Source organism: Bradyrhizobium sp. UFLA05-125, assembly GCF_059803515.1.
Window position 1 is genome coordinate 1 of record NZ_JBANBJ010000045.1, and the last position, 24,906, is coordinate 24,906.

Sequence of the window (24,906 nt, forward strand, 5' to 3'; positions counted from 1 at the left end):
GCTCCAGCACGTGGGCAGACTTCCGGACACCATAGCGCATGGCAGGCCTCGCGGGGTTCGCGATGGCGAGGTTAGGCTAATTTCGGCAGTGGCGGAAGGTTGGTCGAGTCACGGAGGGGTGATGCGAGGTGGTGGTGAGGATGCGTGAGGAACGGGCAACACACGCCACTGTCGTCCCGGACAAGCGCAGCGCAGCGGAGCGCTGATCCGGGACCCATACCCCCAGGGAGAAGTTTGGCGAAGACTGTTAGTTGCGCTGCCGAGCAACGATCACCGCGCGCTACGGATGGATCGCGCGGTTTGAGTCCCGGGCTCGCGCTTCGCGCGCCCCGGGACGACACTGTGAATGTGGCGACGGCGTCCCAACTCATGCGCACAACATGTACGCACGCACCGCCCTCCTCACCTCGCCCCGAACGTCGTCTTGCCGAACAGCGCCTTCTGCGTCGAGGGCTGCGAGCGCCAGTATTGCGGCGGGGCATCGACGGTACCGCCGAGCTCGGCGGCGGCGTGCCAGCCCCAGCGAGGATCGTAGAGCATGGCCCGCGCAAGCGCGACCATGTCGGCCTTCCCCGAGGCGACGATCTCCTCGGCGTGCCGTGCTTCCGTGATCAGGCCGACCGCGATCGTCGTCACGCCGGTCTCGCGCTTGATGGCCTCCGCGAACGGCACCTGGTAGCCGGGGCCGAGCGGAATCTTCTGCAGCGGCGACACGCCACCGGAGGAGGCGTCGATCCAGTCGATGCCGTGGCTCTTCAGCGCTTTGACGAATTCGATGGTCTGCGGCAGGTCCCAGCCGTCCTCGAGCCAGTCGGTCGAGGACACCCGCATGCCGATGGGCTTGTCATGCGGGAAAGCCGCGCGCACCGCGTCGAACACCTCGAGCGGAAAGCGCATGCGATTTTCGAGCGAGCCGCCATACGCGTCGGTGCGGTGGTTGGAGATCGGCGAGAGGAATTGATGCATGAGATAGCCGTGCGCGCCGTGCAGCTCGATCGCGTCGATGCCGAGGCGCTCCGCGCGGCGCGCGCAGTCGACGAAGGCGTCGCGGATGCGGATCATGCCGGCGCGGTCGAGCGCGGTGGGGGCCGCCTCGCCCTCCTTGTGCGGCAACGCACTTGGGGCAACCGTCTGCCAGCCGCCCTGCTCCACGGCGATCAACTGCCCGCCATCCCAGGGCCGCGCGGAAGAGCCCTTGCGGCCGGCATGCGCGAGCTGCATCGCGACGGCGGCGGTGGAATGCTTGCGCACGGAGGCGATGATCGGCTTCAGCGCGGCCTCGCAGGCATCGCTGTAGAGCCCGAGGCATCCCGGCGTGATGCGCCCGATCGCCTCGACATGCGTCGCCTCGATGCAGAACACCGACGCGCCCGACAGCGAGAGCGAATTGACGTGGGTGAAGTGCCAGTCGGTGGCGACGCCGTCCTCGGCCGAATACTGGCACATCGGCGACACCATGATGCGGTTCTTCAAGGAGAGGCCGCGCAGCTCGATCGGGGAAAACAGGGCGCTCATGCGTGATGTTCCGGCGGATGGAGGGCGATGAGGGGAAGTGTAGTGGGCGGGCGCAGGAATGCTAGCCGCGCAGGAGGAATGGCGGCTAGCGGCGCGGTGCATTGCAAGGCGCGGCCCCGTTCACCGCTGGCGTCCTGGCGAAAGCCAGGACGACATCAAGGAGTTACTCCCAGAACGCGCCCGGCTCCGGCTTGCCGATGCGGAAGCGGTCGCCGCTGACAAGCTCGACTTCGGCCTTCGCCGAGAACTCGATCGAGTAGCGGCCGTCATCCATCTTGCTCGACTTGCCGAACGCGTCGAGCTTGTCGGCAAGCCCGGCATCCTGCATCACGAAGAGCCGATACTCGGACAAGCGAAAGCGGCGCGGGCCCAGCCATTCGATGCCCGGATCGAAGGTGCGCATGTCGCCGTCGGTCTTGCGGTCGATCTTGCGTCCCGTCACGTCGCGGAACAGGTCCGGCGCGGCGATCAGCTGCGCGCGGCCGCCTTCGATGGCGTAGAGGTTCAGCGTCACGATGTGCCGATCGCTGCGGAAAGAGATGGCGACGTGGTGCGAGTCCGGCGACCAGGTGGCGTGATAGGCGTCCGGCGCGGTATCGAGATTGTTGTCCGACGAGACGTTGTCGAGCACCGCGAGCCGGCGGTGGCCCGGCTCAGCCATCAGATAGGCGTGGAAATTGTCGTGGCCGCCTTCGCCGCTGCCATGCACGGCGATCGACAGTTTTCCGTTCGGCGCCTTGCCGCCCGTGACGATGGCGTACTCTCCCTTGGCATAGTCGTGCTCAGCCGTGGCGTGGGCCGGCGACAGTGCGGTGAGGGTAAGAGCGAGGGCGGCGAGGAAAGTGCGAGGGAGGTGCATGACGGTATGTCGCGGCTCTCCGGCTGCGCGTTCAACACCACTGTCGTCCCGGGGCGGGACGAAGTCGCGAGCCCCGGGACGACAAGGTGCGCTACTCCACCAGCGTGAACTGCAACAGCAACGTGCGCTGCAGAAACGAGAAATTATCGTCCGAGACCATCGTCAGCACAGTCTCGCCATCCGCACCGACATGGGCGTCGATGCCTTCCATGTTGTCGATCTCGTGGCCGAGATCGGCGGCGAACAGCTCGGGGCCGTCGACCAGCGCGCCGGGCGCGATCGACTTCAACGCCAGCGAACGGATGCGGATGTTGACGCCGGTGAACCAGGAGAATTTGCGCTCCAGGATCAGAAGCTCGCCGGAGGGCAGCAGCACGGCGTCGCTGATGTCGAAATTTCCGGTGCGGCGCACGCTGAACTGGCCGGGCGAGGGACCGCCGATCAGGAAGGCGATCAGGTTGCCGTCGCGGTCGAGTCCGCGCTCGGAGAGCGCGATCAGCGTGCCGGCGAGCGGCTGCCCCTTGGGCACGAATACCAGCGCCTCCAGCCCCTTGTTGCGCGGCAAAGTCCGCGCCGCGGGCGGCAGCGGCAGCACCTCGCCGCGGGCGCGGGTAAAGCCTTTCGCGAAATCGAAGCGCATCAGCGCATTGACGCGCTCGAGCCCGACATAGACGAGGGAGCCGTCGAGCGCGATCGATTCCGTGTCGTACCAGTAGCGCTTCTCGGTGATCGGCCGCCCCTCGGCGTTGAGCATCGGCGCGGCCTCGACGTTATCGAGCCCGGCCATGTCGCGCCCCGCGTAACGGATGGTCCCGCTGAACCATGCGCCCTGGTCGGAGAGCGCGATGAAGCGCTCGCCTTTGTTATCAAGGAAGCGGATGCCGGAAAGGCCGCCGAAGCCGCGATAGGGCGAGGTCAGCACCAGGCCGCTGCGATACTCCAACGCGCCGAAGCGGGTGCGTGCGCGATCGCGCGGCTCGAACGAAGGGATCTGCCGCGCATTGACCTCGATGGCGACCGGCTCGGTGACGGTGTGCTCGGCGTGGCCGGCAGATTTCGGCGGCGGCTCCGTCGCGCGCTGAGCGCGCGCAAGCGAAGGGAGCGCTGATATGGCAGCTCCCGCCGCATGGGCGAGAAGTTGGCGGCGGGAGAAACCTGTGGTCACGAATGCAGTTTGCGGCGCGGCCGGCTCGCAGGTTGCGCAGGCGCTGAGTGCGTCTCGCTGAAGAGCTCGGCGAGCTTTTCGGTGATGGCGCCGCCAAGTTCCTCGGCGTCCACGATCGTCACCGCGCGGCGATAGTAGCGCGTGACGTCATGGCCGATGCCGATCGCGATCAGCTCCACCGGCGAGCGCGTCTCGATCTCCTCGATGATGTACCGCAGGTGCCGTTCGAGATAGTTGCCGGCATTGACCGACAGCGTGGAATCATCGACCGGCGCGCCGTCCGAGATCATCATCAGGATCTTGCGCTGCTCGGTGCGCCCCAAGAGGCGCTTGTGCGCCCAGTCGAGCGCCTCGCCGTCGATGTTCTCCTTGAGCAGCCCCTCGCGCATCATCAGGCCAAGGTTTTTCCGCGCACGGCGCCACGGCGCGTCCGCCGACTTGTAGATGATGTGGCGGAGGTCGTTGAGGCGGCCGGGATTGGCCGGCTTGCCGGCGGCGAGCCAGGCCTCACGCGATTGTCCGCCCTTCCAGGCGCGCGTGGTAAAGCCCAAAATCTCGACCTTGACGCCGCAACGCTCCAGCGTGCGCGCCAGGATGTCGGCGCAGGTCGCCGCCACCGTGATCGGACGTCCCCGCATCGAGCCGGAATTGTCGAGCAGCAACGTCACCACGGTGTCGCGGAACGTCGCCTCCTTCTCGCGCATGAAGGACAGCGGGTGATAGGGGTCCGTCACCACGCGCGACAGACGTGCGGGGTCGAGGATGCCCTCTTCGAGATCGAACTCCCAGGCGCGATTCTGCTGCGCCATCAGCCGCCGCTGCAAGCGGTTGGCGAGGCGTGCGACGATGCCCTGCAGATGCGCGAGCTGCTTGTCGAGGTAGGAGCGTAAGCGCTCCAGCTCGTCATGGTCGCAGAGGTCTTCGGCGGCGATCACCTCGTCGAACTTCGGCGCGAAGGCATGATATTCCGGCCCGCGCGGCTCGTTGGCCCCGCGCGAATTCGGCCGCGTCGCTTCCCCCGGCGTCTCGTCGTCGCCGAGCTCGCCATCGTCGAAGGTGTCTGATGTCGAGGCCTGCGCGCTTTCCATCGCGCTCTCGCTCATCTCCTCCGTGGTCGCCTGCGCCTGGTCGGCGCTCATCTCCTGCGCGGCGTCGGAATCGGGCGAGCCTTCCGCGCCGGCCTGATCGTTGTCGCCGTCGCGGTTGTCGTCCTGGTTGTCGTCCTCGTCGGAATCGGCGTTGCGCTCGTCACCCAGCTCGAGCGCCGACAACAGGTCATGGATGGCGTCGCCGAACTTGGTCTGGTTCTCGACCAGGCTGTCGAGCCGATCGAGCCGTCTGCCGATCTTGTCCTCCAGCGTCGGCCGCCAGAGATCGACCATCTTCTTGGCCGCTGCCGGCGGCGCCATTCCGGTCAGGCGTTCACGCACCAGCATCGCGAGCGCATCCGCCAGCGGCGCATCGGCCCGGTCGGTGATCTCGTCGAACTTGCCGCGATGGAAATGATCATCGAGCATCGCGGTGAGGTTCTTCGCAACACCCGCCATGCGGCGCGCGCCGATCGCCTCGACCCGAGCCTGCTCCACCGCCTCGAACACGCCGCGTGCCTGCGGATTGCCCGGCATCAGCTTGCGGTGCAGCTTCGGATCATGACAGGCGAGCTTGAGCGCAATCGAGTCGGCGTGGCCGCGCACGACCGCAGCATCGCGCTTGGTCATTTTGCGAGCGGGCTCCGGCAGCCGCGCCTTGCCGGGCGCAAGGCCGGGGCGCTCGGCGGCGAAGCTGACGTCGAGCTCGGGTGTCTTGGCGATCGCCTTCAGGCATGACGCCACCGAGCGCTTGAACGGCTCGGTCGGCGCTTCCTTGGTGCTGCGGAATTTCGAGTTGGATGTGCTGCTCATAGCGACTTCGTAAACCAATGGCGCGTCACGCCGCCAGGATAGCCGTCAATGGCGCCGAATTCTTCGTAGCCGCTAGCGCGGTAGAAGCCCGGCGCCTGGAAACTCATCGTGTCGAGATAAGCCCGGGTCGCCCCGATCTTTCTCGCCTCGTCCTCGATCGCCGCAATCAGCTTGGTGCCGTGGTCCTTGCCGCGGAATTTCTGGTCGATCCAGAACAGCTGGATGAACAGAACCTGCGTCCAGACCCCTCCGACGATGCCGCCGACGATCTTGCCGCGCGCTTTCAGGGAAATCGCGAGGCGCTTGTACTTCTGCTTCCCCATCCGCTCATTGTTGTAGGCAATGAGCCCGGCGAGCACAGCCTTCTTGGTCGTCCCAACGGTGCGCTCGACGGTGATGGTTGCCATGACTCAAACTACATGGATCAGCTGAGCGCCACGTTGACCGCCGATTCCGGCAGCTCCGCATTGAAGCAGCGCTGATAGAACTCGGCGACCAGGGGACGCTCGAGCTCGTCGCACTTGTTGAGGAAGGTGACGCGGAAGGCGAAGCCGATATCGCCGAAGATGTCGGCGTTCTCTGCCCAGGTGATCACCGTGCGCGGGCTCATCACCGTCGACAGATCGCCATTGGCGAAGGCATTGCGGGTGAGATCGGCAAGGCGAACCATCTTGTTGACGATGTCGCGGCCTTCCTGGGTGCGATAGTGCTTGGCCTTCGCCAGCACGATCTCCACTTCCTCGTCATGGCCGAGATAGTTGAGCGTGGTGACGATCGACCAGCGGTCCATCTGGCCCTGGTTGATCTGCTGGGTGCCGTGATAGAGGCCCGAGGTATCGCCGAGGCCGACGGTGTTGGCAGTCGAAAACAAGCGGAACGCCGGATGCGGCTTGATCACCTTGTTCTGATCGAGCAGCGTCAGGCGGCCGGAGACCTCCAGCACGCGCTGGATCACGAACATCACGTCCGGGCGGCCGGCGTCGTATTCGTCGAACACCAGCGCGACGTTATGCTGGAGCGCCCAAGGCAGAATGCCGTCGCGGAATTCGGTGACCTGCTTGCCGTCCTTGACCACGATCGAATCCTTGCCGACGAGGTCGATACGGCTGATATGGCTGTCGAGGTTGACGCGCACGCACGGCCAGTTCAGGCGCGCGGCGACCTGCTCGATGTGGGTGGATTTGCCGGTGCCGTGATAGCCCGTCACCATGACGCGGCGGTTCTTGGCGAAACCTGCGAGGATCGCGAGCGTGGTGGCGCGGTCGAAACGGTAATCGGCGTCGACTTCGGGCACATGAGGATCGACTTCGGAATAGGCCGGCACCTCGAGATCGCTGTCGATCCCGAAGACCTGGCGCACCGACACCTTCATGTCGGGCAAACCGTTGACTTCCTCAACTTTGGACAGGGCGGCGGTCGTCATTCATCCTCCGAGGCCCCGGGCGGTCCCGAGACCAGTTATTTGCACTTTGGCTGCGGCTGGGTGCAGTTGCGAACCTATCAGAGACCACGTGCCGGCAGAAGCCCGCGCCCCAATCAAAGTTCCGTTGTCTTTTCATTTAGATAGGCAAGGAGCGCGATTTTGGGAAGGCTGCCCTGCGAATCACGCTCGAATTTCGCGCCCGGCAGGTGCCCTGCAGCGATCTTTGGCACTTTGGTTGCAGCTCCCTACTTATGTAAGGACTGAACCCCAACGCCCCTCCCCGACACAGAGACGATGTGACGTCCTTCCTCGATCCCTTCATAGACTTCGTCTCGGCCCATGCGGGGCTGGCGTACCTGACCCTGTTCCTCGCGGCGCTGCTGGAGGCGGTTCCGGTGGTGGGTTCGGTCGTTCCCGGCTCGACCATCATTCTGGCGCTGAGCGCCCTGATTCCGGGCGGCGATCTGAAACTGCAATGGGTGCTGCTGGCAGCCGTCCTCGGCGCCGTTCTGGGTGACGGCTCGGCCTATTGGATCGGACACAAGCAGCAGCGCGAGATCCTCAATAGCTGGCCTTTGACCAACTATCCCCGCGTGATCGAGGAGAGCGAGGCCTTCTTCCGCCGCTTCGGCACCTGGGCGGTGTTCTTCGCCCGCTTTGTCCCACCAGTCCGGGCTTTCGTGCCGGTCACCGCCGGCGCGCTCGGCATGAGGCCTTCGCGCTTCTACGCGGTCAACATCCCTGCGATCCTGGTCTGGGCGCCAGCGCACGTGCTGCCGGGCGACCTCGCGATTTCGGCCTGGCATAGCTATGCCGGCCTGCCGCACCACGGGCATCCCGCCAAGCATATCTGGATGCTCGCTGTCGTCGGCGTCGCGATCATTGTGGGCCTCGTGATCTGGTTCGTCCGCCGGAGGCACGGCGGCAATCTGGCGCCCGCGAAACCGGGAGGGTGATTGCGCCACGCAGGAGCTGCGCTCCCTCTCCCGCTTGCGGGAGAGGGCTGGGGAGAGGGTGTTTCCGCAATCGATACTCCCAATGCGGAGAGAGCCCCCACCCGGCGCTTCGCGCCGACCTCCCCCGCAAGCGGGAGAGGTTGAGCGAGCCTGTGGCCCGATCGATCCAACCAACGCGCTTCCTACGTTAACTCTTCGATCCCGCTACCGTCGCCCTCCGTCCCGGCGCGGGCCCAACATAACGCGCCCGCGGACGGATCAGCCTTCCGTGCTGTAACTGCTCGCTGGCGTGCGCGATCCAGCCGACGCTGCGGGCCATCGCGAACAGCGCGAGCTCGCTGCCGGCCGGCAGGCGCAGGGCGTGCACGAGCACTGCCAGCGCATAGTCGATGTTGACGAGCTCGCCGGTCGCCTCCGCAATCCGCTCGGGCACTTCGCGGGTGAACTTCCGCGGCGCTCCTGCGCGCGCCAGCGCGTTGAGCAGCGACTGCGCGCGCGGATCGCCGCGCTTGTAGACGCCGTGACCGAAGCCGGCAAAATGCTCACCGAGCGCGACGCGCTCGCGCACCATCGGCTCGACGTCGCGATCGACCAGCGTCTTCACGAGCTGCGAGGCCAGTACGCCGGCGCCGCCATGCTTCGGGCCCTTGAGCGCAGCGAGACCGGCGATGACGGCATCATAGAGATTGAGGCCGGTCGAGGCGGCGCAGCGCGCGGTGAAGGTCGAGGCATTCAATTCGTGCTCGGCAAGCAGCACCAGCGCGCGGCGGATGAGATCGGCGGCATGCTTGTTGTCGGGGGCCCAGGCGAGCGCGATCTGCTGATGCAGCGGCGCGGCCGACGGCTCGGCATTGAGCATGGTCGCAACCAGCAGCCGGACCATGCGCGCCCCGACCATCGCGCGGCCATCGGGCGCGCGGGTGAAGGCGCGGGGATCGGCGCTGGAGGCAAGCGCCAGCACCGCGATGGCGCGGTCGATCGGCGCGGCGCGGCGCGCGGCCTCCGCGATCGCCCGCATCTCGCCGGAGACGTGCGGGCAATTGTCCGATGCAAAGGGATCGACACCGGAGACGTCCCAGAGCAGCGTCGCGGCATGCTCCAGGGTGTCCCTCTCGGCAAGATCGACACAGTTGACCCCGCGATAGATCGCACCCTCCTCTGTGATGGTCGCGATCTCGGTGTCCATGACAGGCAGGTCGGCGTCGAAGCTGCGCAGGCCGCGCGGCTCGGGCGACGGGGCGCGGCGCTCCTTCAGGCTGCGGACGTCCTCGGCTCGGTAGCGGTTCTTGCGCGAATCCGCCGTCGGTTCCGAGCGGATCAGGCCGCGGCTGACATAGGCGTAGAGCGTCGCCGGTGAGATCGCGAGCTCGGCGGCGGCCTCACGTGCCGAGAGGTACAGCTCCTCGGAATTTTTCATATTGATTTATGTAATCAAGATTGATCAATCTGTCGAGAGGCCTGACCTTTCTCATCGTGAAAGGAGACAGGTCATGAACATCCATCTCACCAAAAGCCAGATCGGGCTGGACGGGGTTCCCGCCGCCGAAACCGTGCTCAGCCATGTCGATGGCGAGCGCGGCGAGCTGATCATTGCCGGCGAGCGTGTCGGCACGCTCGCAAGCCAGTCGAGTTTCGAGGGCGTCACCGCCCGGCTGTGGAACGGCGCATCCAGAAGCACGCTCAGCGAAGCCAATGTGCGGGCGAGTCTCGGGCTTGCACGCGAACGCGCCTTTGCGCGGCTGCCGGACCTTTTGCCGGCAACCCGCGGCATGGGCATCATCGACGGGTTTCGCGCGGCGGTCGCGGGCCTTCACGCCGAGAACGGGCTGGAGCACGAGGCGACCATTGTCGGCGCGTTTCCGGTGATCGCTGGCGCACTGGTGCAGAGCGCGAAAGGGCTCGATCCGGTGGCGCCGGATCCGAATGCGAGCCATGCCGCCGACACGCTCAAAATGCTGCGTGGCGCTGTGCCCGAGCCGCGCGAGGTCGCGGCGCTGGATGCCTATTTCGTCACCGTCTGCGATCACGGCATGAACGCCTCGACCTTCGCCACGCGCGTGGTGGCTTCGACGCAGGCCGATCTGTTCGCCGCCGTCACCGCCGGCTATTGCGCGCTGACGGGTCCGCTGCATGGCGGCGCGCCGGAGCCGGTGCTGGAAATGCTGGATGCGATCGGCTCAAGCGAACGGATCGAGCCCTGGGTCGATGCAGCGCTCGCACGCGGCGAGCGGCTGATGGGGTTTGGCCATCGTGTCTACCGCGTGCGCGATCCGCGCGCCGACGTGCTGAAGGCCGCGATCGAGCGGCTCGCCGCCGATGGCGCCGACCTGCCCTTTGCCGGCGAGGTCGAGGCCTATATCCGCGCCGCGCTGCGCAAGAAGAATCCGGAGCGGCCGCTGGAGACCAATGTCGAGTTCTTCACCGCGATCCTGCTCGATGCCCTCGCGATCCCGCGCCAGGCCTTCACGCCGATCTTCGCCGTGGCGCGCGCTGCAGGCTGGACCGCGCATGCGCTCGAGCATCGCCGGACAGGACGGTTGATCCGGCCGAGCTCGTCGTATGTGGGGGCGATGCCGAGCTAAACGCGGCTGCGCAATACAATGTCGTCCCGACGAAAGCCGGGACCCATTACCCCAGGGAGTGGTTGTGACGCGAGCTGATAACCACGGGTCTTCGCAAAACTGCATCCTGTGGTTATGGGTCCCGGATCTGCGCTACGCTTGTCCGGGACGACGCCAGAGAGTGCGGCGACAGCTACGACGAGAGGAAGCCTACGCCTCCTTCACCACCGTCTTCAGGTAATTATACGCCTTGATGATCTCGATCAGGCGGTCTTCGGTGGAGCGGTCACCGCCGTTCGCATCAGGGTGGTGCTGCTTCACCAGCGCCTTGTACTTCGTCTTGACGTCGGCGAGCGTGGCATTGGGGCCGAGGCCCATGACCTGAAGCGCCTTGCGCTCGGCATTCATCACCTTGCGCGTTTCGGCCTTGGGCTGGGCTTCCGGTCCGCGGCGCCAGTTGGCGCGGCCATTGATCTCGCCGAACATGCTGAACGGATCGAAGGCGCCATCGATCTCGGCTTCCGCCCCCTTCTTGACGCCGCCATTGGCGCCCATCTTCCAGGTCGGACGGTGGCCGGTGAGCGCATCCTTCTGGTAGCGCGCGACCGCGTCGGCATTCATGCCGGAGAAGAAATTGTAATTCTGGTTGTACTCGCGCACGTGATCCAGGCAGAAGTGCCAGTACTCGCGCGAATTCTCGCGGCCCTTCGGCGCGCGGTGGCTGCCCTTGTTCTGGCAACCGGTCCATTCGCAGGCGACCACGGTCTCGCGCGGCTTCGCTTCCGGCTTCGCACCTCTCGGCTTGACGCGGATGGAGTCGAAGAATTTTGATGAATCGATCGGCATGACTGACTTTGACTACGCAATGCGAAAACCTTCAAGTCTTGACATTGCGATTAGCGTAAAAGCACGGGAACTAAAGTAACGCGATCGCGCGACTTAATGGCTCACAGGACCGGCAACGACATGGCTACACAAGACACTATCAGCAACAAGTTGCGCGAAGCTTTCTCGCCGGACAGCCTGCAAGTGGTCGATGAATCACATTTGCATGAAGGCCATGCGGGCCACCGGGCCGGCGGCGAGACGCATTTCCGGGTTTATATCGTGTCTGATGCCTTCAAAGGGAAGAGCCGGGTCGAGCGTCACCGCATGATTAATGCGACGCTGGCCGCGGAACTTTCCGGCGGCGTGCACGCCCTCGCCATCCACGCGCAGGCGCCGGGGGAAGGTTGAATCGCTTACCCTCCCCTGGAGGGGGAGGGTCGCTACGCATGAAGCGAAGCGCAATGCGTAGCGGGGTGGGGTGACGGTCTCTCCGCGTCGAACACCGCCCGTGCTGAGAGATCACCCCACCCCGCTCGCGCTACGCGCGATCGACCCTCCCCCTCCAGGGGAGGGTAAGCATCAAAACGACGTCCCGGCCCGCCTCGGCTTGGCTTCCTCCACCTCCGCTTCGCGCGGCACCGGTGAAATACGGAGTGCGGTGATGCGGTTGCGCTCGCGGCGCAGCACACGGAAGCGGAAGCCGTGGAACGTAAAACTCTGGCCGCGGTCGGGGATCGAGCGCGCCTCGTGAATGACGAGGCCTGCGACCGTGGTTGCCTCTTCATCAGGCAGACGCCAGTCCATCGCACGATTGAGATCGCGGATCGGCACCGAGCCGTCGACCACGACCGAGCCGTCTGGCTGGGCGCGCACGCCCGCGACCACGACGTCGTGCTCGTCGGAGATATCGCCGACGATCTCTTCCAAAATATCTTCCAGCGTCACAAGACCTTCAACTTCGCCGTACTCGTCGACGACGAGCGCGAAATGGGTCTTGCGGCGGCGAAACGCCTTGAGCTGCTCGGACACGGTGCGCATCTCCGGCACGAACCAGGGCGGCAGCGCGATGGTCGAGGCGTCGATGCGCGAGGTGTCGCCTTCGGAGGCGCGAATGGCGCGCAACAGGTCCTTGGCATGCAGCACGCCGATGATGTTTTCGGGCTTGTCGCGCCACAGCGGAATGCGGGTGTATTCGGTCGCCAGCACCTCGCGCACCAGATCCTCCGGCGGCAGGTCGGCATTGATCATCATCATCTCGGTGCGATGGATCATGACGTCTGAAACTTGGAGCTCGCGCAGGTCGAGGAGGCCGCCGAGCATGTCGCGGTCCTGCTTCTCGACCTTGCCTTCATGGTGCAAGAGGTCGACCGCGCCGCGCAGGCGCTCGGTCGGCGACAGGATCGCCTGGTGCTCGCCGGCGAGGCCAAACAGCCGCATCAACAGGCGCACGATGACTTCCACCACCGTCAAGAGCGGCCCGAGCACGTACATCGTCAGCCGCATCGGCCGCGCCACGGCGAGCGCGACGCGGTCGGGCGCGTTGATGGCGATGGTTTTTGGCAAGACTTCCGCGAAGATCACGACCAGTGCTGTCATCACGCCGGTCGCATAGAGCACGCCGACCTCGCCGAACCAGGTGGTGAAGATACCGGTCGCAATCGCCGAGGCCCCGATGTTGGCGATGTTGTTGCCGAGCAGCAGCGCGCCGATCAGACGCTGGCGCATGTCGAGCAACTGGGAGACGACGTCGGCCTCGCGATGCCCCTGCTTGGAGAGCCGCAGCATGCTGGCGCGCGAGGCGCCGGTCAGCGCGGTCTCGCTCGCGGCGAAGAACGCCGAGACCAGAAGGCAGAAGACGACGATGGAAAAACCGAGCCAATCCATGACCCAACCGCCGATATCAATCGCTCATCACGCCTTGCGCGCGAGCTTGTCGTTGAGGAAATCGCGTACCAGCGACGGCTCGACGTCTTTTGCGATCACAGCGCGCCCGACAGCCTCCAGCAGGATGAAGGTGAGCTTGCCGCGCTTGACCTTCTTGTCCTGCGCCATCAGCCCCAGCAGCGCGTCGGCGTCGGCAAGCCCTTCCTGGGCGAAGCCGGCGATGTCCTGGAGCCGCGTCGGCAACCCTGCTTCCGCAAGGTGACGTTCGACGCGCGCCGCGTCCGCCGCACCGATCATGCCGAGCTTTGCGGAAAACTCCGCCGCCAGCACCATCCCGATGGACACGCCCTCGCCGTGGAACAGCCGGTCGGAGAAGCCGGTGGCAGCTTCCAGCGCGTGACCAAAGGTGTGGCCGAGATTGAGCAGCGCCCGCTCGCCGGTCTCGCGCTCGTCACGCGACACGACGCCCGCCTTGGCGCGGCAGGAGGTCGCGATCGCGTGCTCGCGCGCCGAGCCGCCCTTGAAGATATCGGCGTGGTTCTTCTCCAGCCAGGCGAAGAAGGCCTCGTCGCCGAGCACGCCATATTTGGCGACCTCGGCATAGCCGGCGCGGAACTGCCGCGGCGACAGCGTGTCGAGCACGGCGGTGTCGGCAATGACGAGCACCGGCTGGTGGAAGGCGCCGAGCAGATTCTTGCCCTGCGGCGAGTTGATGCCGGTCTTGCCGCCGACCGATGAATCGACCTGCGCCAGCAGCGAGGTCGGCACCTGCACGAAATCGACGCCGCGCCGCAGGATCGCCGCCGCAAAGCCGGCGAGATCGCCGACCACGCCGCCGCCGAGCGCGATGACGAGATCGTTGCGCTCGATCTTCGCAGCGATCAGCGCCTCGCTGACCTTTTCGAGCCCGGCATGGGTCTTGGAGATCTCGCCTTCCTCGACGACGATGCGCGAGGTCGGGATGCCCGCGGCCGCGAGCGAAGCTTCAGTCGGCTCCAGCCAATGCCTTGCAACGGTGCGATCCGTCACGATCGCGGTGCGCACGCCGGGACGCAAGGTCGCGACGCGCGCGCCGAGCGAGACCAGCACGTCGCGGCCGATGATGATGTCATAGGTGCGCTCGCCGAGCGCGACGTCGACGATAACAGGATCTGAATGTTTCAACGGCGCGGTCATCTCGCGGCACTCGCTACATCGAAGGGTGAGGCGCGCCGCAGAGATGGTCGCGCAGCGTCTCGAGGCACTCCTCCACGATCCGGTCATGCGGCACGTCGCGCGAGGAGATCGTGAGGTCGGCATTCTGGTAGACCGGCTCGCGCTCGCTCAGCAGCCGGGTCACCGTCCCTTCCGGATCGGCGGTTTGCAGCAGCGGGCGATCGGCGCGGCGGCGCACCCGCCGCATGATGACGTCATGATCCGCCCGGAGCCAGATCGAGACCGCCTTGGCCGCGATGCGCGCCCGCGTCTCTTCGCGCATGAAGGCGCCGCCGCCGGTGGCGAGCACCAGCGGGCCGCCGTCCAGGAGGCGCGCGATCACCCGCGTCTCGCCGTCGCGAAAATAAGGCTCGCCGTGGCGCTCGAAAATTTCCGGTATGGTCATGCCGGCGGCCGCCTCGATCTCGGTGTCAGCATCGACGAAGGGCAGCTTGAGCCGGGCCGCGAGGCGCCGCCCGATGGTGGATTTGCCGACCCCCATCATGCCGACCAGCACGATCGAGCGGCCCGCAAGCGCCGACAGGATGTCGGGCTCGGGCGAGCTTGGGGCTGGCATGGCGGCTTCGGACATGGACCTCGCTCAATCTGCCGCCAAAGGCGGCATTCGGGCCACCTATACGACCCCGAACGGGCCCTCGCCAGAGACTCTTGCCACGAAACGGCGAACATGTTGGATGATTTCATTGGTTAATTCGTCCCGACGAGACCCCACCGAGACCCTTACCGAGACTTGGCCCGATGCCCAGCCTGTTCCGCTTCCTGACGGTCGTCGCCGTGCTCGCCGGCATCGTCTATGGCGTGATCTTCACGCTGGCCAATTTCGTCAATCCAAAGCCGCGGGAAATGACGGTGACCATCCCGCCTGACAAATTTCTCAAGAAATAGGCGCTAGCCTCCGGGGCATGCCAACCAAGCCCTCAAATATTCAACTGACCGGCCTGTTCCTCGACATGCTCGCGGCGGAACAGGGCGCCGGCCCAAATACGCTCGACGCCTACCGCCGCGACCTCACCGACTTCTCCGACTTCCTCAGCCACAAAGGCCGGGATTTCATCGGTGCGGACACGCAAGTCTTGCGCGACTATCTCGCTGATCTCGATACGCGCGGCTTCAAATCCACCAGCGTCGCGCGGCGCCTGTCGGCGATGCGGCACCTGTTTCGCTTCCTGCTCAACGAGCGGATCCGCAGCGATGATCCCGCCGCGATCCTCTCGGGGCCGAAGCGCGGCCGCGGCCTGCCGAAGGTGCTGTCGATTGCCGACGTCGATCGCATGCTGACGCGCGCGAAGGAGCTGGGCGAGATGGCAGATGCTTCGCCCTCGCAGCGGCTGCGCAGCTTGCGGCTCTATTGCCTGCTGGAAGTACTCTACGCTACCGGCCTGCGTGTCTCCGAGCTGGTCTCGCTGCCGCGCTCGGCCGCAAAACGCGACGCGCGGATGATCGTGGTGCGCGGCAAGGGCAACAAGGAGCGCCTGGTGCCGCTCAACGAGGCCGCGCGGCAGGCGATGGCGGATTATCTTGCCGCAACCGATGCGGCGAAGAGCGACAAGGGCGACGGCAAGGCGAGCAAGAAAGGCAGCCTCGCGACGTCAAAATGGCTGTTTCCCTCCTTCGGCGAGAGCGGCCACCTGACGCGGCAGCATTTTGCGCGCGACCTGAAGGAGCTCGCGGTTGCCTCCGGCCTTCAGGCGCGCCTCGTCTCCCCGCACGTGCTGCGTCACGCCTTTGCCAGCCACCTCCTGCACAACGGCGCCGATTTGCGCATCGTGCAGACGCTGCTCGGCCACACCGACATCTCGACGACGCAGATCTACACTCATGTGGTTGAGGAGCGGCTGAAGAGCCTGGTGCGCGACCTGCACCCGCTGGCGGAGAAGTAAGGTCTCGCGGCCGAATCGCAGCTGCCGTAGCCCGGATGAGCGCAGCGACATCCGGGACCGGCGCCCGAAGCACCACTTGCCCCGGATTTCGCTACGCTCATCCGGGCTACAAAGCTGACACCATCCGCCTTGACTTCGGCCGTTTCTCCGCAGAAAGAGCCGTCTCCTGCCCGTGATTTGGCGCGCTGCGTCGGTGCGCACAAGCCAACTCATTGAAGAAGCTACACTTCTATCCGCGGCCCCAAATCCGTTTCGCCTCCTCGCCCCGTCTTCCCTATATTGAGCCGATGCAAGACCACATGCGCAGCTATCTCGACTTCGAAAAGCCCGTCGCCGAGCTCGATTCCAAGCTCGACGAATTGCGCACGCTCTCGGCCTCCGGCGACATCGCCGAGGAGGTTGGCAAGATCGAGGACAAGGCGGCGCAGGCGCTCGCCGACCTCTATGCGAATTTGACGCCGTGGCAGAAGACGCTGGTCGCGCGTCATCCGCAGCGGCCGCACTTCTCCGATTTCATCAATGGCCTGGTCACCGAATTCACCCCGCTCGCCGGCGACCGCAAGTTCGGCGAGGACGAGGCGCTGGTGGCAGGCTTCGGCCGCTTCCGCGGCGAAGCCATCTGCGTGATGGGCCAGGAAAAGGGCGATTCCACCGACAGCCGCATCAAGCACAATTTCGGCATGGCGCGGCCCGAAGGCTACCGCAAGGCGGTGCGGCTGATGGAGATGGCCGAGCGGTTTGGCCTGCCCGTACTGTCGATTGTCGATTCTGCCGGCGCCTATCCCGGCATCGGTGCGGAAGAGCGCGGACAAGCCGAAGCCATTGCGCGCTCGACGGACGCCTGCCTGTCGCTGGGCGTGCCGAACGTTGCGATCATCACTGGCGAGGGCATGTCGGGCGGCGCGATCGCCATCACCACCGCGAATCGCGTCCTGATGCTGGAGCACGCGATCTACAGCGTGATCTCGCCGGAGGCCGCCTCCTCCATCCTCTGGCGCGACGGCACCAAGGCCCAGGAAGCCGCCAACAGCATGAAGATCACGGCCCAGGACATGCTGCGCTTTGGCGTGATCGACAGCATTTTGAAGGAGCCGGTCGGCGGCGCCCATCGCGACCCTGCCGCCATGATCGCCACCACGGGCGAGGCGATCGAGCAGGCCTTCAATGAGCTGCGTAACCTGGACGCCGACGCCATCCGCAAGCAGCGCCGGCAGAAATTCCTCGAAATCGGCCGCAAACTGGGGTGATTCGGCCTCTCGTGTCCCGGACGCTCTGCGGCACGAAGTGACGCGCCGCAGAGCCGGGACCCAGCATGCCTGCAAATCACCTGCGGCATTGGCCCCGGCTCTGCAGCGCACCGCTGAAGGCGCTGCGCTGCGTCCGGGGCATGAGAGAGACCATCCGGAATGACGGCCTCAATAGCCCACTAAACCCCCATTAACCCTTTTTTCGGCCGAATCGGCGATCCCAGCCCAAATTAGGCCGCTACGCCGTGATTTAGTCTTTGTTGACCATCCCTATGGGGCAACGGGCTCGTGATCCGCACTTGGGTTGCGACGGTTTGGCCCAGAGGGTAAGATTTTAATCAATGGCTTCAGGGCATAAGCGCTGGGGCTTGGTCTGCAAAAAGCCCGCTTCCCGCGGGTCCGGATCGCCGGTCAGGCCATGCTCCAGAAATGGGGTTTTCGCTGACATGCCCGGTGAGTGTGGGGTCCATCTTGATTTCTAGCTCGCTTGCACGCGCGCTTTTGACGTCGGTTGCGCTTGTCGCCAGCGTGCTGCTGGCTGGCTGCGATACCGACCAGGTGTCGCTCGCCGCCAACGCCAAGGCCAATCAGCCCGTCCCGCCAAAGCTTCTCGCCGCGATGACCGAGAAGGACATGGATCTGCAATCGCCGATCCTGGTCCGCCTGTTCAAGCAGGAGGCCGAGCTCGAGGTCTGGAAGCAGACCCGCTCCGGCCAGTTCGCGCTGCTCAAGACCTATCCGATCTGCCGCTGGTCTGGTGATCTCGGCCCCAAGGTGCGCGAAGGCGACCGCCAAGCCCCCGAGGGGTTCTATTCGATCAACCCCAGCCAGATGAATCCGCAGTCGGCCTATTACCTCTCGTTCAACACCGGCTATCCCAACGCGTTCGATCGCGCGCTCGGCCGCTCCGGCTCGCAGCTCATGGTGCACGGCGACTGCTCCTCGCGCGGCTGCTACGCAATGACGGACGAGCAGATCGCGGAGATCTATTCGCTCGGCCGCGAATCCTTCTTCGGCGGCCAGAAGGCATTTCAGTTCCAGGCGTATCCGTTCCGAATGACGCCGGTGAACATGGCCAAGCACCGCAACAATCCGAACATGGCCTTCTGGAAGATGATCAAGGAAGGCAATGATCATTTCGAGGTGACGCGGCAGGAGCCGAGGGTCGATTTCTGCGAGAAGAAATACGTCTTCGACGCCGCAAAGACGCCGGACGCCAAGCGCGATCCGGTGTTCGACGCCTCCGCAAAGTGTCCGGCCTATGTGATCCCCGACGACATCGCGAACGCCGTGCGCGAGAAGCAGGAGAAGGACGAGGCGGAATACGCCAGGCTCGTCGCCAAGGGCACGCCAATGGCGCGCATGAACACCGGCATCGACGGCGGCATGAATAAAGTGTTCGCCGCGAAGATTCCGGAGGGCTCGACCGGCCTGTCCGAGGGCGCCGAAGGCAACACGCTCCAGATGCTGGCGATGTCGAAGGCGCCCGGCACCATCCCCGGCACGGTCAATCCACCGAGGCCGAACCTCGAGCCTGTCGCAGCAAGCCCGCAGAGCGAGCCGGTCGTGGCCGCCCCCGCGCAGGCCAGCAACACCCGCGTCGCGTCCGCCGCGCCCACCGAGAAGTCCCAAGAGAATTCGCAAGGCGGCGGCTTCTTCTCAGGCCTTGCCCGCAAGATGGGCATGGGCACCGCCGACACCACGGCGACCACATCACCGCCGGCCACCACCGCTACGGCAACTCCGCCCACGGCGGCATCCCGGCTGAAGGCCGCGGTGACCCGGTTCGTGCCGGGACACGGCACAGCGAAGGACGCGAAGGATGCGGCCAAGGAAACGGCCAAGCCGGTCGCAGCCGCCAAGCCCGCCGAGCCGAAGCCGGCCGACACCAAGGTCGCCGCCTCACGCCCGCCGCTGAAGCCGTCGGTGTCGGGCAGCACGGCTGATGCCGGCAGCAAAGATGCGCAGCTCGCAGGCGCCGCGCCGGTGATGTCGTCGAATTCGTTCGACACCCGGTTCGGGGCGGTGAAGTAGAGCTTCGATAGTCACCGCACCTTCTGCATTCGCAGGCCGCATTGTACTCACGGCATCTCCTGATACGCTCTAAGTCCGAGGGGTTGCGACTTGGACCGGGAGCGCATCGAAGGGATCGCAGGGACGCATTGGACGGAGAGCGAGATCTCCGCCGTGGTCGACAGCTATTTCCGGATGTTGGCCTCGGAAAGAGCGGGCGTTCCCTACAGCAAGGCGGCTAACCGGCGGCAACTTATGAATGCCGTCCACCGGTCCGAAGGATCAATTGAGCGCAAGCTTCAGAACATCTCCGCCGTTTTGGACATGCTCGGGGCGCAATGGATCAATGGCTACAAGCCGTTGGCGCACTATCAGGACGCCTTGGTGGCGGCCGTTGAACGCAACGTCGGGCGAGAGCCGGATTTCCTCTATCCCGCAAGCGCAGATACTCAACCGCTGGCACTGAACGACGAGGCGACCTTCGTTCCCCCGCCTTCATTCGCCGATTTGGACAAGACGCTGACACCAGCTATCCGACGACTGGTTGGGAAATTCGATCCCGCCGAGCGGGACGCCAGAAATCGCGAGTTAGGAAAAGCCGGTGAGAGATTCGTCGTGGAGTTCGAACGCGACCGCTTAGGGCGGGCTGGGCGTGACGACCTTGCCGCTGAGGTTCGGTGGGTGTCGGACCTGGACGGCGACGGATACGGTTACGACGTCCGATCCTTTGAGCCTGATGGCCAAGAACGCCTACTAGAGATCAAGACGACATGTGGCCATGAACGCACGGCATTTTGGCTTACCAGGCGAGAGGTTGACGTTGCGGCAGAACGAAGGGATGTGTACCGGATTCGACGGGTCTTCCACTTCCGTAACCGCGCGCAGATGTTCGAGATAGCTCCGCCGCTTGAAGACAAGCTGCTGATGACGCCGACTACGTTCACTGCCGAGCTGAGATAGCGCATCGCCGGGAGCGACGCTGTCTGACCGTCACCCTGACAGCTTCTGAGATTTTCCGTCGTTCCGGGCGCGACGAAGTCGCGAGCCCGCAATCCATCGGGCCGCAGAGAGGACCGCGCAATGGATTCCGGGCTCGCGCTGGCGCGCGGCCGGAATGACGAAGGGAGGGAGCGAAACCTGCGCTCGGGCGCTCACCCTGAGGTGCCGAAGCGTAGCGGACGCCTCGAAGGCGACGGCCGAGCTGGATCTCGGCCGTTCATACTTCGAGGCTCACCGTGCTCGGCACGGCTCGCACCTCAGGATGACGGACAGCTAGTTAGCGGGCGTTGAGAGAGGAGAGTGAGGCGAGAGAGTCCCGCTTCACGTACGCACCTCTCACGCATATCGCCCATGGCAGTGCTTGTACTTCTTGCCGCTGCCGCAGGGGCAGTCTTCGTTGCGGCCGACCTTGCCCCAGGATGCCGGGTTCTTCGGATCGCGCTGCGCGGCGTTGGCCTGCGGGGCTAGCGTCACGTTGGCGAAGGCCATCTCGTCCTCGCCGGTATCCGGATTGAGCTTGTGCGCTTCCATCGCGGGCAGGATGGGCGCTTCCTGCTCCGGCGGGATGATCTCGACGCGCATGAGCTGCGCGGTGACGGCCTCGCGCAGATGCGCGCTCATCTCCTGAAAGAGATTGAAGGCCTCGGTCTTGTACTCCTGCAACGGATCGCGCTGGCCGTAGCCGCGCAGGCCGATGACCTGGCGCAGATGGTCGAGCATGATGAGGTGCTCGCGCCAGAGGTGATCGAGCGTCTGCAGCAAGATGGTCTTCTCGACGTAACGCATCACGTCGGGACCCCACTGCGCGACCTTGGCCGCCATGTGCTCGTCGGCGCGGGTCTCGATGCGGGTGAGCAATTCCTCGTCCGCGATGCCCTCTTCCTTGGCCCAGTCATCGACCGGCAAGTCGAGATCGAGCACGCGCTTCAGCTCTTCCTTGAGCCCCGCGACGTCCCACTGCTCGGCATAGGCATGCTCGGGCACGTGCTTGGCGACGAGGTCCTCGATGAAGGCGTGGCGCATGTCGGCGATGGTCTCGGCGACGTTCTCGTCCTTCATCAGATCGACGCGCTGGTCGAAGATCACCTTGCGCTGGTCGTTCTGGACGTTGTCAAACTTGAGCAAGTTCTTGCGGATGTCGAAGTTGCGCGCCTCGACCTTCTGCTGCGCCTTCTCGAGTGCCTTGTTGATCCAGGGATGGATGATGGCCTCGCCCTCTTTCAGGCCGAGCCGCTGCAACATGCTGTCGAGACGATCCGAGCCGAAGATGCGCATCAAATCGTCTTCCAGCGACAGGAAGAACTTCGAGCGACCGGGGTCGCCCTGGCGGCCCGAACGGCCGCGGAGCTGGTTGTCGATGCGGCGGGACTCGTGACGCTCGGAGCCGATGATGTAGAGGCCTCCGGGCTTCTTCACGGTCTTGGCGGGCTTTGAGCCCTTGGCCGGCTCGATCTCGACGGTCTCCTCGGCTTTCAGCACGATGTCGCGGAAATGCTCGATGTCGGCCTTGATCTGCTCGATCTTTTTGGCCTTCTCGGCTTCGTCCTCGATCCCTGCGGTCTCCTGCTGGATACGCATCTCCAGGGAGCCGCCGAGCTTGATGTCGGTGCCGCGGCCGGCCATGTTGGTCGCGATCGTGATCGCGCCGGGAACGCCGGCCTCCGCCACGATGTAGGCTTCCTGCTCGTGGAAGCGCGCGTTCAGCACCGCGAAAAGCTTTGCGGGCTTGCCGGCGCGGGCGGCGGTGTAGAGCTTTTCCAACGCGCTTTCTTTACCGAAATCGATCTGCTTGTAGCCGTTCTGCTTCAAGAACTCGGCGAGCACTTCCGACTTTTCGATCGACGCCGTGCCGACCAGCACCGGCTGGAGGCGCGCATTGGCGCGCTCGATCTCGGCGAGGATGGCGACGTATTTTTCCTTCTGGGTGCGGTAGACCTCGTCGTCTTCGTCCAGACGCGCGACCGGCAGGTTGGTCGGGATCTCCAAGACCTCGAGCTTGTAGATGTCGAACAATTCGTCGGCTTCGGTCGCCGCCGTGCCGGTCATGCCCGCCAGCTTCTCGTACATGCGGAAGTAGTTCTGGAAGGTGATCGAGGCGAGCGTCTGGTTCTCGGGTTGAACCGCGACGTGCTCCTTGGCTTCGAGTGCCTGGTGCAGGCCTTCCGAATAGCGCCGGCCCGGCATCATACGTCCGGTGAATTCGTCGATGATCACGACCTCGCCGTCGCGAACGATGTAGTCCTTGTCGCGCGTGAACAGCGTGTGGGCGCGCAGCGCCTGGTTGACGTGGTGCACGACCGAGACGTTCTCGACGTCGTAGAGCGACTCGCCCTTGAGCTGGCCCGCGTCGCGGAGCAGCGTCTCGAGCTTCTCCATGCCGCCTTCGGTCAAGGTCACCGTGCGCTGCTTCTCGTCGACCTCGTAGTCCGTGACCTTCTCCAGTTTCGGCATGAAGGTGTCGATGGTGTTGTAGAAGTCCGAACGGTCGTCGAGCGGGCCGGAGATGATCAGCGGGGTGCGGGCTTCATCGATGAGAATGGAGTCCACTTCGTCGACGATCGCGTAGTAGTGCGGCCGCTGGACCATGTCCTCGAGCCGGTACTTCATGTTGTCGCGCAGATAGTCGAAGCCATATTCGTTGTTGGTGCCGTAGGTGATGTCACAGGCATAGGCCGTCTTGCGCTCGGTATCGTCGAGCCCGTGCACGATCACGCCGGTGGTCATGCCGAGGAAGCCGTAGATCTGGCCCATCCAGCCGGAGTCGCGACGGGCGAGGTAGTCGTTGACGGTGACGACGTGGACGCCCTTGCCGGCGAGCGCGTTGAGATAGACCGCGAGCGTTGCGACCAGCGTCTTGCCTTCGCCGGTCTTCATCTCGGCGATGTCGCCCTCGTGCAGCACCATGCCGCCGATGAGCTGGACGTCGAAATGGCGCTGGCCGAGCGTGCGCTTGGCGGCCTCGCGCACCGTGGCGAAGGCCGGCACCAGGAGGTCGTCCAGCGACTTGCCCGATGCGAGCTGTTGCTTGAATTCGGCGGTGCGGGCCTTGAGGGCTTCGTCGGAGAGTTTTGAGAGTTCCGGCTCGAGCGCGTTGATCGCGTTGACCCGGGATTGGTATCCCTTCACCCGCCGGTCGTTGGCGGAGCCGAAAAACTTGCGGGCGAGCGCGCCGATCATGCCAAATTCCTGTGTTCGCGATTACCGCGTTGCAGCCAAGAGGTTGTCACCAACTTGCCTATCAACTCACCGTGACGCCTCGCGGCCAAGACCCCGTTCCGGGGTCATCCGCCATATAGGTGGGAATTGAGCAAATCTGGGTTCAACGGCCAAAAACGCAGCAAAATAAACGCTATCGCCATGGACGCGACCGGCCAGAGATATGGCCCACCCTGAGCCTTGTCAACGGCGACCGGCTTTCCGCTAATTCATCATTTTGACAGGTTTTTCGCGTTGCCAAGGCACCCCGATTGGGCGAGTGTCCGCCCCGCCCAAATACCCCCTTCAGGATAAGGATTTTCCATGACCACCTCGTTCCCGGTAACGAAAACCGGCCTGCGCTTCGGCCTTGCCACCGCCCTTGCGGGCTGCCTTGCACTGGCGCTGATCGCAGGTCCCGGCCGGGCCGCCGACGACCCGGTCCTTGCCAAGGTCAATGGCGCGGAGATCAAGAAGAGCGACGTCGCGCTCGCCGAGGAGGAATTGGGGCCCTCGCTCGCGCAGATGGACCCGGCGACCAAGGACGAGAACGTGCTGGCCTTCCTGATCGACATGAAGATCGTCGCCAAGGCCGCCGAGGACAAGAAGATCGCCGACGGCGACGAGTTCAAGAAGCGCCTGGCGTTCGCCCGCAACCGGCTCCTGATGGACAGCCTGCTCGCCCAGGAAGGCAAGACGTCGACCACCCCCGACGCCATGAAGAAGGTCTATGAGGAGGCCTCCAAGCAGATCACCGGCGAGCAGGAAGTGCGCGCCCGCCACATCCTGGTCGAGACCGAGGACGAGGCCAAGGCCGTGAAGGCCGAACTCGACAAGGGTGCCGATTTCGCCGAGCTTGCCAAGAAGAAGTCCAAGGATCCGGGCTCCGCCGACGGCGGCGACCTCGGCTTCTTCACCAAGGAGCAGATGGTGCCGGAATTCTCGGCCGTCGCGTTCGCGCTCGAGCCGGGCAAGATCTCCGACCCCGTGAAGTCGCAGTTCGGCTGGCACATCATCAAGGTCGAGGAAAAGCGCAGCCGCAAGGCGCCGGATTTCGACCAGGTCAAGGGCCAGATCGAGAACTACGTCACCCGCAAGGCGCAGGCCGACTATGTCGCCAAGCTGCGCGCGGAGGCCAAGGTCGAGCGGCTCGACCAGCCGGCTGCCGACGCGGCCAAGCCGGCCGAGGCGGCGAAGCCGGCTGACAAGCCGGCCGACAACAAGATGGCGCCGCCTGCAAAGAAGTAGGACCGCGAAGAAGTAAG

20 protein-coding genes and 1 pseudogene are annotated in these 24,906 nt (G+C 65.0%); 9 read left to right on the forward strand and 12 right to left on the reverse strand.

Translation table 11 applies throughout. The features are described from left to right. Positions 1-402: 402 nt before the first annotated feature. The 6 genes from SO156_RS30240 to cobS all read right to left on the reverse strand — a co-directional run bounded on the left by SO156_RS30240 (position 403) and on the right by cobS (position 6,863). Positions 403-1,515 carry an NADH:flavin oxidoreductase/NADH oxidase gene (locus SO156_RS30240; RefSeq protein WP_498537313.1) on the reverse strand — a complete coding sequence of 371 codons (1,113 nt, stop codon included), beginning with the start codon at positions 1,513-1,515 and terminating at the stop codon, positions 403-405. Between the two features lie 163 nt (positions 1,516-1,678). Then, positions 1,679-2,374, reverse strand: coding sequence for a hypothetical protein (locus SO156_RS30245; RefSeq protein WP_498537314.1), 696 nt, complete (start codon positions 2,372-2,374; stop codon positions 1,679-1,681). 91 nt (positions 2,375-2,465) lie between these two features. Continuing rightward, on the reverse strand, positions 2,466-3,539 hold the full coding sequence (locus SO156_RS30250; RefSeq protein WP_498537315.1) for an esterase-like activity of phytase family protein: 1,074 nt from the start codon (positions 3,537-3,539) through the stop codon (positions 2,466-2,468). Next, positions 3,536-5,440 carry a cobaltochelatase subunit CobT gene (gene cobT / locus SO156_RS30255; protein WP_458148617.1) on the reverse strand — a complete coding sequence of 635 codons (1,905 nt, stop codon included), beginning with the start codon at positions 5,438-5,440 and terminating at the stop codon, positions 3,536-3,538. The genes SO156_RS30250 and cobT overlap by 4 nt, the downstream gene beginning before the upstream one ends. Further along, positions 5,437-5,847: a GNAT family N-acetyltransferase gene (locus SO156_RS30260; protein WP_458148618.1), complete on the reverse strand. Its 411-nt coding sequence runs from the start codon at positions 5,845-5,847 to the stop codon at positions 5,437-5,439. Before SO156_RS30260 ends, cobT begins: the two co-directional genes overlap by 4 nt. Positions 5,848-5,864: 17 nt before the next feature. Next, positions 5,865-6,863, reverse strand: a complete 999-nt coding sequence (gene cobS, locus SO156_RS30265) for a cobaltochelatase subunit CobS (protein ID WP_027524083.1) — start codon at positions 6,861-6,863, stop codon at positions 5,865-5,867. Positions 6,864-7,159: 296 nt separating this feature from the next. Here cobS and SO156_RS30270 point away from each other — a divergent pair, with 296 nt between their 5' ends. Then, complete coding sequence (locus SO156_RS30270) at positions 7,160-7,819, forward strand: DedA family protein (protein ID WP_458148619.1); 660 nt, start codon at positions 7,160-7,162, stop codon at positions 7,817-7,819. A 187-nt stretch (positions 7,820-8,006) separates the two neighbouring features. Here SO156_RS30270 and SO156_RS30275 read toward each other — a convergent pair whose 3' ends face one another. Next, positions 8,007-9,236, reverse strand: a complete 1,230-nt coding sequence (locus SO156_RS30275) for a citrate/2-methylcitrate synthase (protein ID WP_458148620.1) — start codon at positions 9,234-9,236, stop codon at positions 8,007-8,009. A gap of 73 nt (positions 9,237-9,309) precedes the next feature. Here SO156_RS30275 and SO156_RS30280 point away from each other — a divergent pair, with 73 nt between their 5' ends. After that, the gene (locus tag SO156_RS30280; protein ID WP_498537316.1) at positions 9,310-10,401 is read left to right on the forward strand and encodes a citrate synthase/methylcitrate synthase; all 1,092 of its coding nucleotides are present in this window, start codon (positions 9,310-9,312) and stop codon (positions 10,399-10,401) included. A 189-nt stretch (positions 10,402-10,590) separates the two neighbouring features. Here the strand turns inward: SO156_RS30280 and SO156_RS30285 are convergent, their stop codons facing one another. Next, positions 10,591-11,226, reverse strand: coding sequence for a J domain-containing protein (locus SO156_RS30285; RefSeq protein WP_458148622.1), 636 nt, complete (start codon positions 11,224-11,226; stop codon positions 10,591-10,593). A 120-nt stretch (positions 11,227-11,346) separates the two neighbouring features. Between SO156_RS30285 and SO156_RS30290 the strand changes: the two genes are divergently transcribed. Continuing rightward, the gene (locus tag SO156_RS30290; RefSeq protein WP_458148623.1) at positions 11,347-11,616 is read left to right on the forward strand and encodes a BolA family protein; all 270 of its coding nucleotides are present in this window, start codon (positions 11,347-11,349) and stop codon (positions 11,614-11,616) included. A gap of 171 nt (positions 11,617-11,787) precedes the next feature. On the opposite strand, the gene SO156_RS30295 is transcribed toward SO156_RS30290, so the two are convergent. The 3 genes and pseudogenes from SO156_RS30295 to SO156_RS30305 all read right to left on the reverse strand — a co-directional run bounded on the left by SO156_RS30295 (position 11,788) and on the right by SO156_RS30305 (position 14,878). Further along, positions 11,788-13,092, reverse strand: a complete 1,305-nt coding sequence (locus tag SO156_RS30295) for an HlyC/CorC family transporter (RefSeq protein WP_458148624.1) — start codon at positions 13,090-13,092, stop codon at positions 11,788-11,790. Between the two features lie 27 nt (positions 13,093-13,119). Further along, positions 13,120-14,268 (reverse strand): 3-dehydroquinate synthase, encoded by a 1,149-nt coding sequence (aroB, locus tag SO156_RS30300; RefSeq protein WP_498537317.1) that lies wholly within the window; start codon positions 14,266-14,268, stop codon positions 13,120-13,122. Beyond that, positions 14,265-14,878 (reverse strand): annotated as a pseudogene (locus SO156_RS30305) (shikimate kinase). Before SO156_RS30305 ends, aroB begins: the two are co-directional and overlap by 4 nt. Before the next feature lie 167 nt (positions 14,879-15,045). Here SO156_RS30305 and SO156_RS30310 point away from each other — a divergent pair. The 5 genes from SO156_RS30310 (at position 15,046) to SO156_RS30330 (ending at position 20,407) form a co-directional block, all read left to right on the forward strand. Continuing rightward, on the forward strand, positions 15,046-15,192 hold the full coding sequence (locus SO156_RS30310) for a histidine kinase (RefSeq protein ID WP_458148626.1): 147 nt from the start codon (positions 15,046-15,048) through the stop codon (positions 15,190-15,192). 17 nt (positions 15,193-15,209) lie between these two features. Continuing rightward, positions 15,210-16,187 (forward strand): site-specific tyrosine recombinase XerD, encoded by a 978-nt coding sequence (gene xerD / locus SO156_RS30315; RefSeq protein ID WP_498537318.1) that lies wholly within the window; start codon positions 15,210-15,212, stop codon positions 16,185-16,187. 287 nt (positions 16,188-16,474) lie between these two features. Further along, positions 16,475-17,434, forward strand: coding sequence for an acetyl-CoA carboxylase carboxyltransferase subunit alpha (locus SO156_RS30320; RefSeq protein ID WP_498537319.1), 960 nt, complete (start codon positions 16,475-16,477; stop codon positions 17,432-17,434). Between the two features lie 471 nt (positions 17,435-17,905). Beyond that, positions 17,906-19,468, forward strand: a complete 1,563-nt coding sequence (locus SO156_RS30325) for a L,D-transpeptidase family protein (protein ID WP_498537320.1) — start codon at positions 17,906-17,908, stop codon at positions 19,466-19,468. Between the two features lie 90 nt (positions 19,469-19,558). After that, positions 19,559-20,407 (forward strand): protein NO VEIN domain-containing protein, encoded by an 849-nt coding sequence (locus SO156_RS30330; RefSeq protein WP_498537321.1) that lies wholly within the window; start codon positions 19,559-19,561, stop codon positions 20,405-20,407. 375 nt (positions 20,408-20,782) lie between these two features. Here the strand turns inward: SO156_RS30330 and secA are convergent, their stop codons facing one another. After that, on the reverse strand, positions 20,783-23,623 hold the full coding sequence (gene secA / locus SO156_RS30335) for a preprotein translocase subunit SecA (RefSeq protein WP_498537322.1): 2,841 nt from the start codon (positions 23,621-23,623) through the stop codon (positions 20,783-20,785). 342 nt (positions 23,624-23,965) lie between these two features. On the opposite strand from secA, the gene SO156_RS30340 reads away from it, so the two are divergent. Continuing rightward, the gene (locus SO156_RS30340; RefSeq protein WP_498537323.1) at positions 23,966-24,889 is read left to right on the forward strand and encodes a peptidylprolyl isomerase; all 924 of its coding nucleotides are present in this window, start codon (positions 23,966-23,968) and stop codon (positions 24,887-24,889) included. Positions 24,890-24,906 lie beyond the last annotated feature (17 nt).

Coding starts and splice junctions, on each gene's coding strand:
- SO156_RS30240 (WP_498537313.1), bottom strand. CDS start 1,515: ATGAGCGCCCTGTTTTCCCCGATCGAGCTGCGCGGCCTCTCCTTGAAG.
- SO156_RS30245 (WP_498537314.1), bottom strand. CDS start 2,374: ATGCACCTCCCTCGCACTTTCCTCGCCGCCCTCGCTCTTACCCTCACC.
- cobT (WP_458148617.1), bottom strand. CDS start 5,440: ATGAGCAGCACATCCAACTCGAAATTCCGCAGCACCAAGGAAGCGCCG.
- SO156_RS30260 (WP_458148618.1), bottom strand. CDS start 5,847: ATGGCAACCATCACCGTCGAGCGCACCGTTGGGACGACCAAGAAGGCT.
- cobS (WP_027524083.1), bottom strand. CDS start 6,863: ATGACGACCGCCGCCCTGTCCAAAGTTGAGGAAGTCAACGGTTTGCCC.
- SO156_RS30275 (WP_458148620.1), bottom strand. CDS start 9,236: ATGAAAAATTCCGAGGAGCTGTACCTCTCGGCACGTGAGGCCGCCGCC.
- SO156_RS30280 (WP_498537316.1), top strand. CDS start 9,310: ATGAACATCCATCTCACCAAAAGCCAGATCGGGCTGGACGGGGTTCCC.
- SO156_RS30285 (WP_458148622.1), bottom strand. CDS start 11,226: ATGCCGATCGATTCATCAAAATTCTTCGACTCCATCCGCGTCAAGCCG.
- SO156_RS30290 (WP_458148623.1), top strand. CDS start 11,347: ATGGCTACACAAGACACTATCAGCAACAAGTTGCGCGAAGCTTTCTCG.
- SO156_RS30295 (WP_458148624.1), bottom strand. CDS start 13,092: ATGGATTGGCTCGGTTTTTCCATCGTCGTCTTCTGCCTTCTGGTCTCG.
- aroB (WP_498537317.1), bottom strand. CDS start 14,268: ATGACCGCGCCGTTGAAACATTCAGATCCTGTTATCGTCGACGTCGCG.
- SO156_RS30310 (WP_458148626.1), top strand. CDS start 15,046: ATGCCCAGCCTGTTCCGCTTCCTGACGGTCGTCGCCGTGCTCGCCGGC.
- xerD (WP_498537318.1), top strand. CDS start 15,210: ATGCCAACCAAGCCCTCAAATATTCAACTGACCGGCCTGTTCCTCGAC.
- SO156_RS30320 (WP_498537319.1), top strand. CDS start 16,475: ATGCAAGACCACATGCGCAGCTATCTCGACTTCGAAAAGCCCGTCGCC.
- secA (WP_498537322.1), bottom strand. CDS start 23,623: ATGATCGGCGCGCTCGCCCGCAAGTTTTTCGGCTCCGCCAACGACCGG.
- SO156_RS30340 (WP_498537323.1), top strand. CDS start 23,966: ATGACCACCTCGTTCCCGGTAACGAAAACCGGCCTGCGCTTCGGCCTT.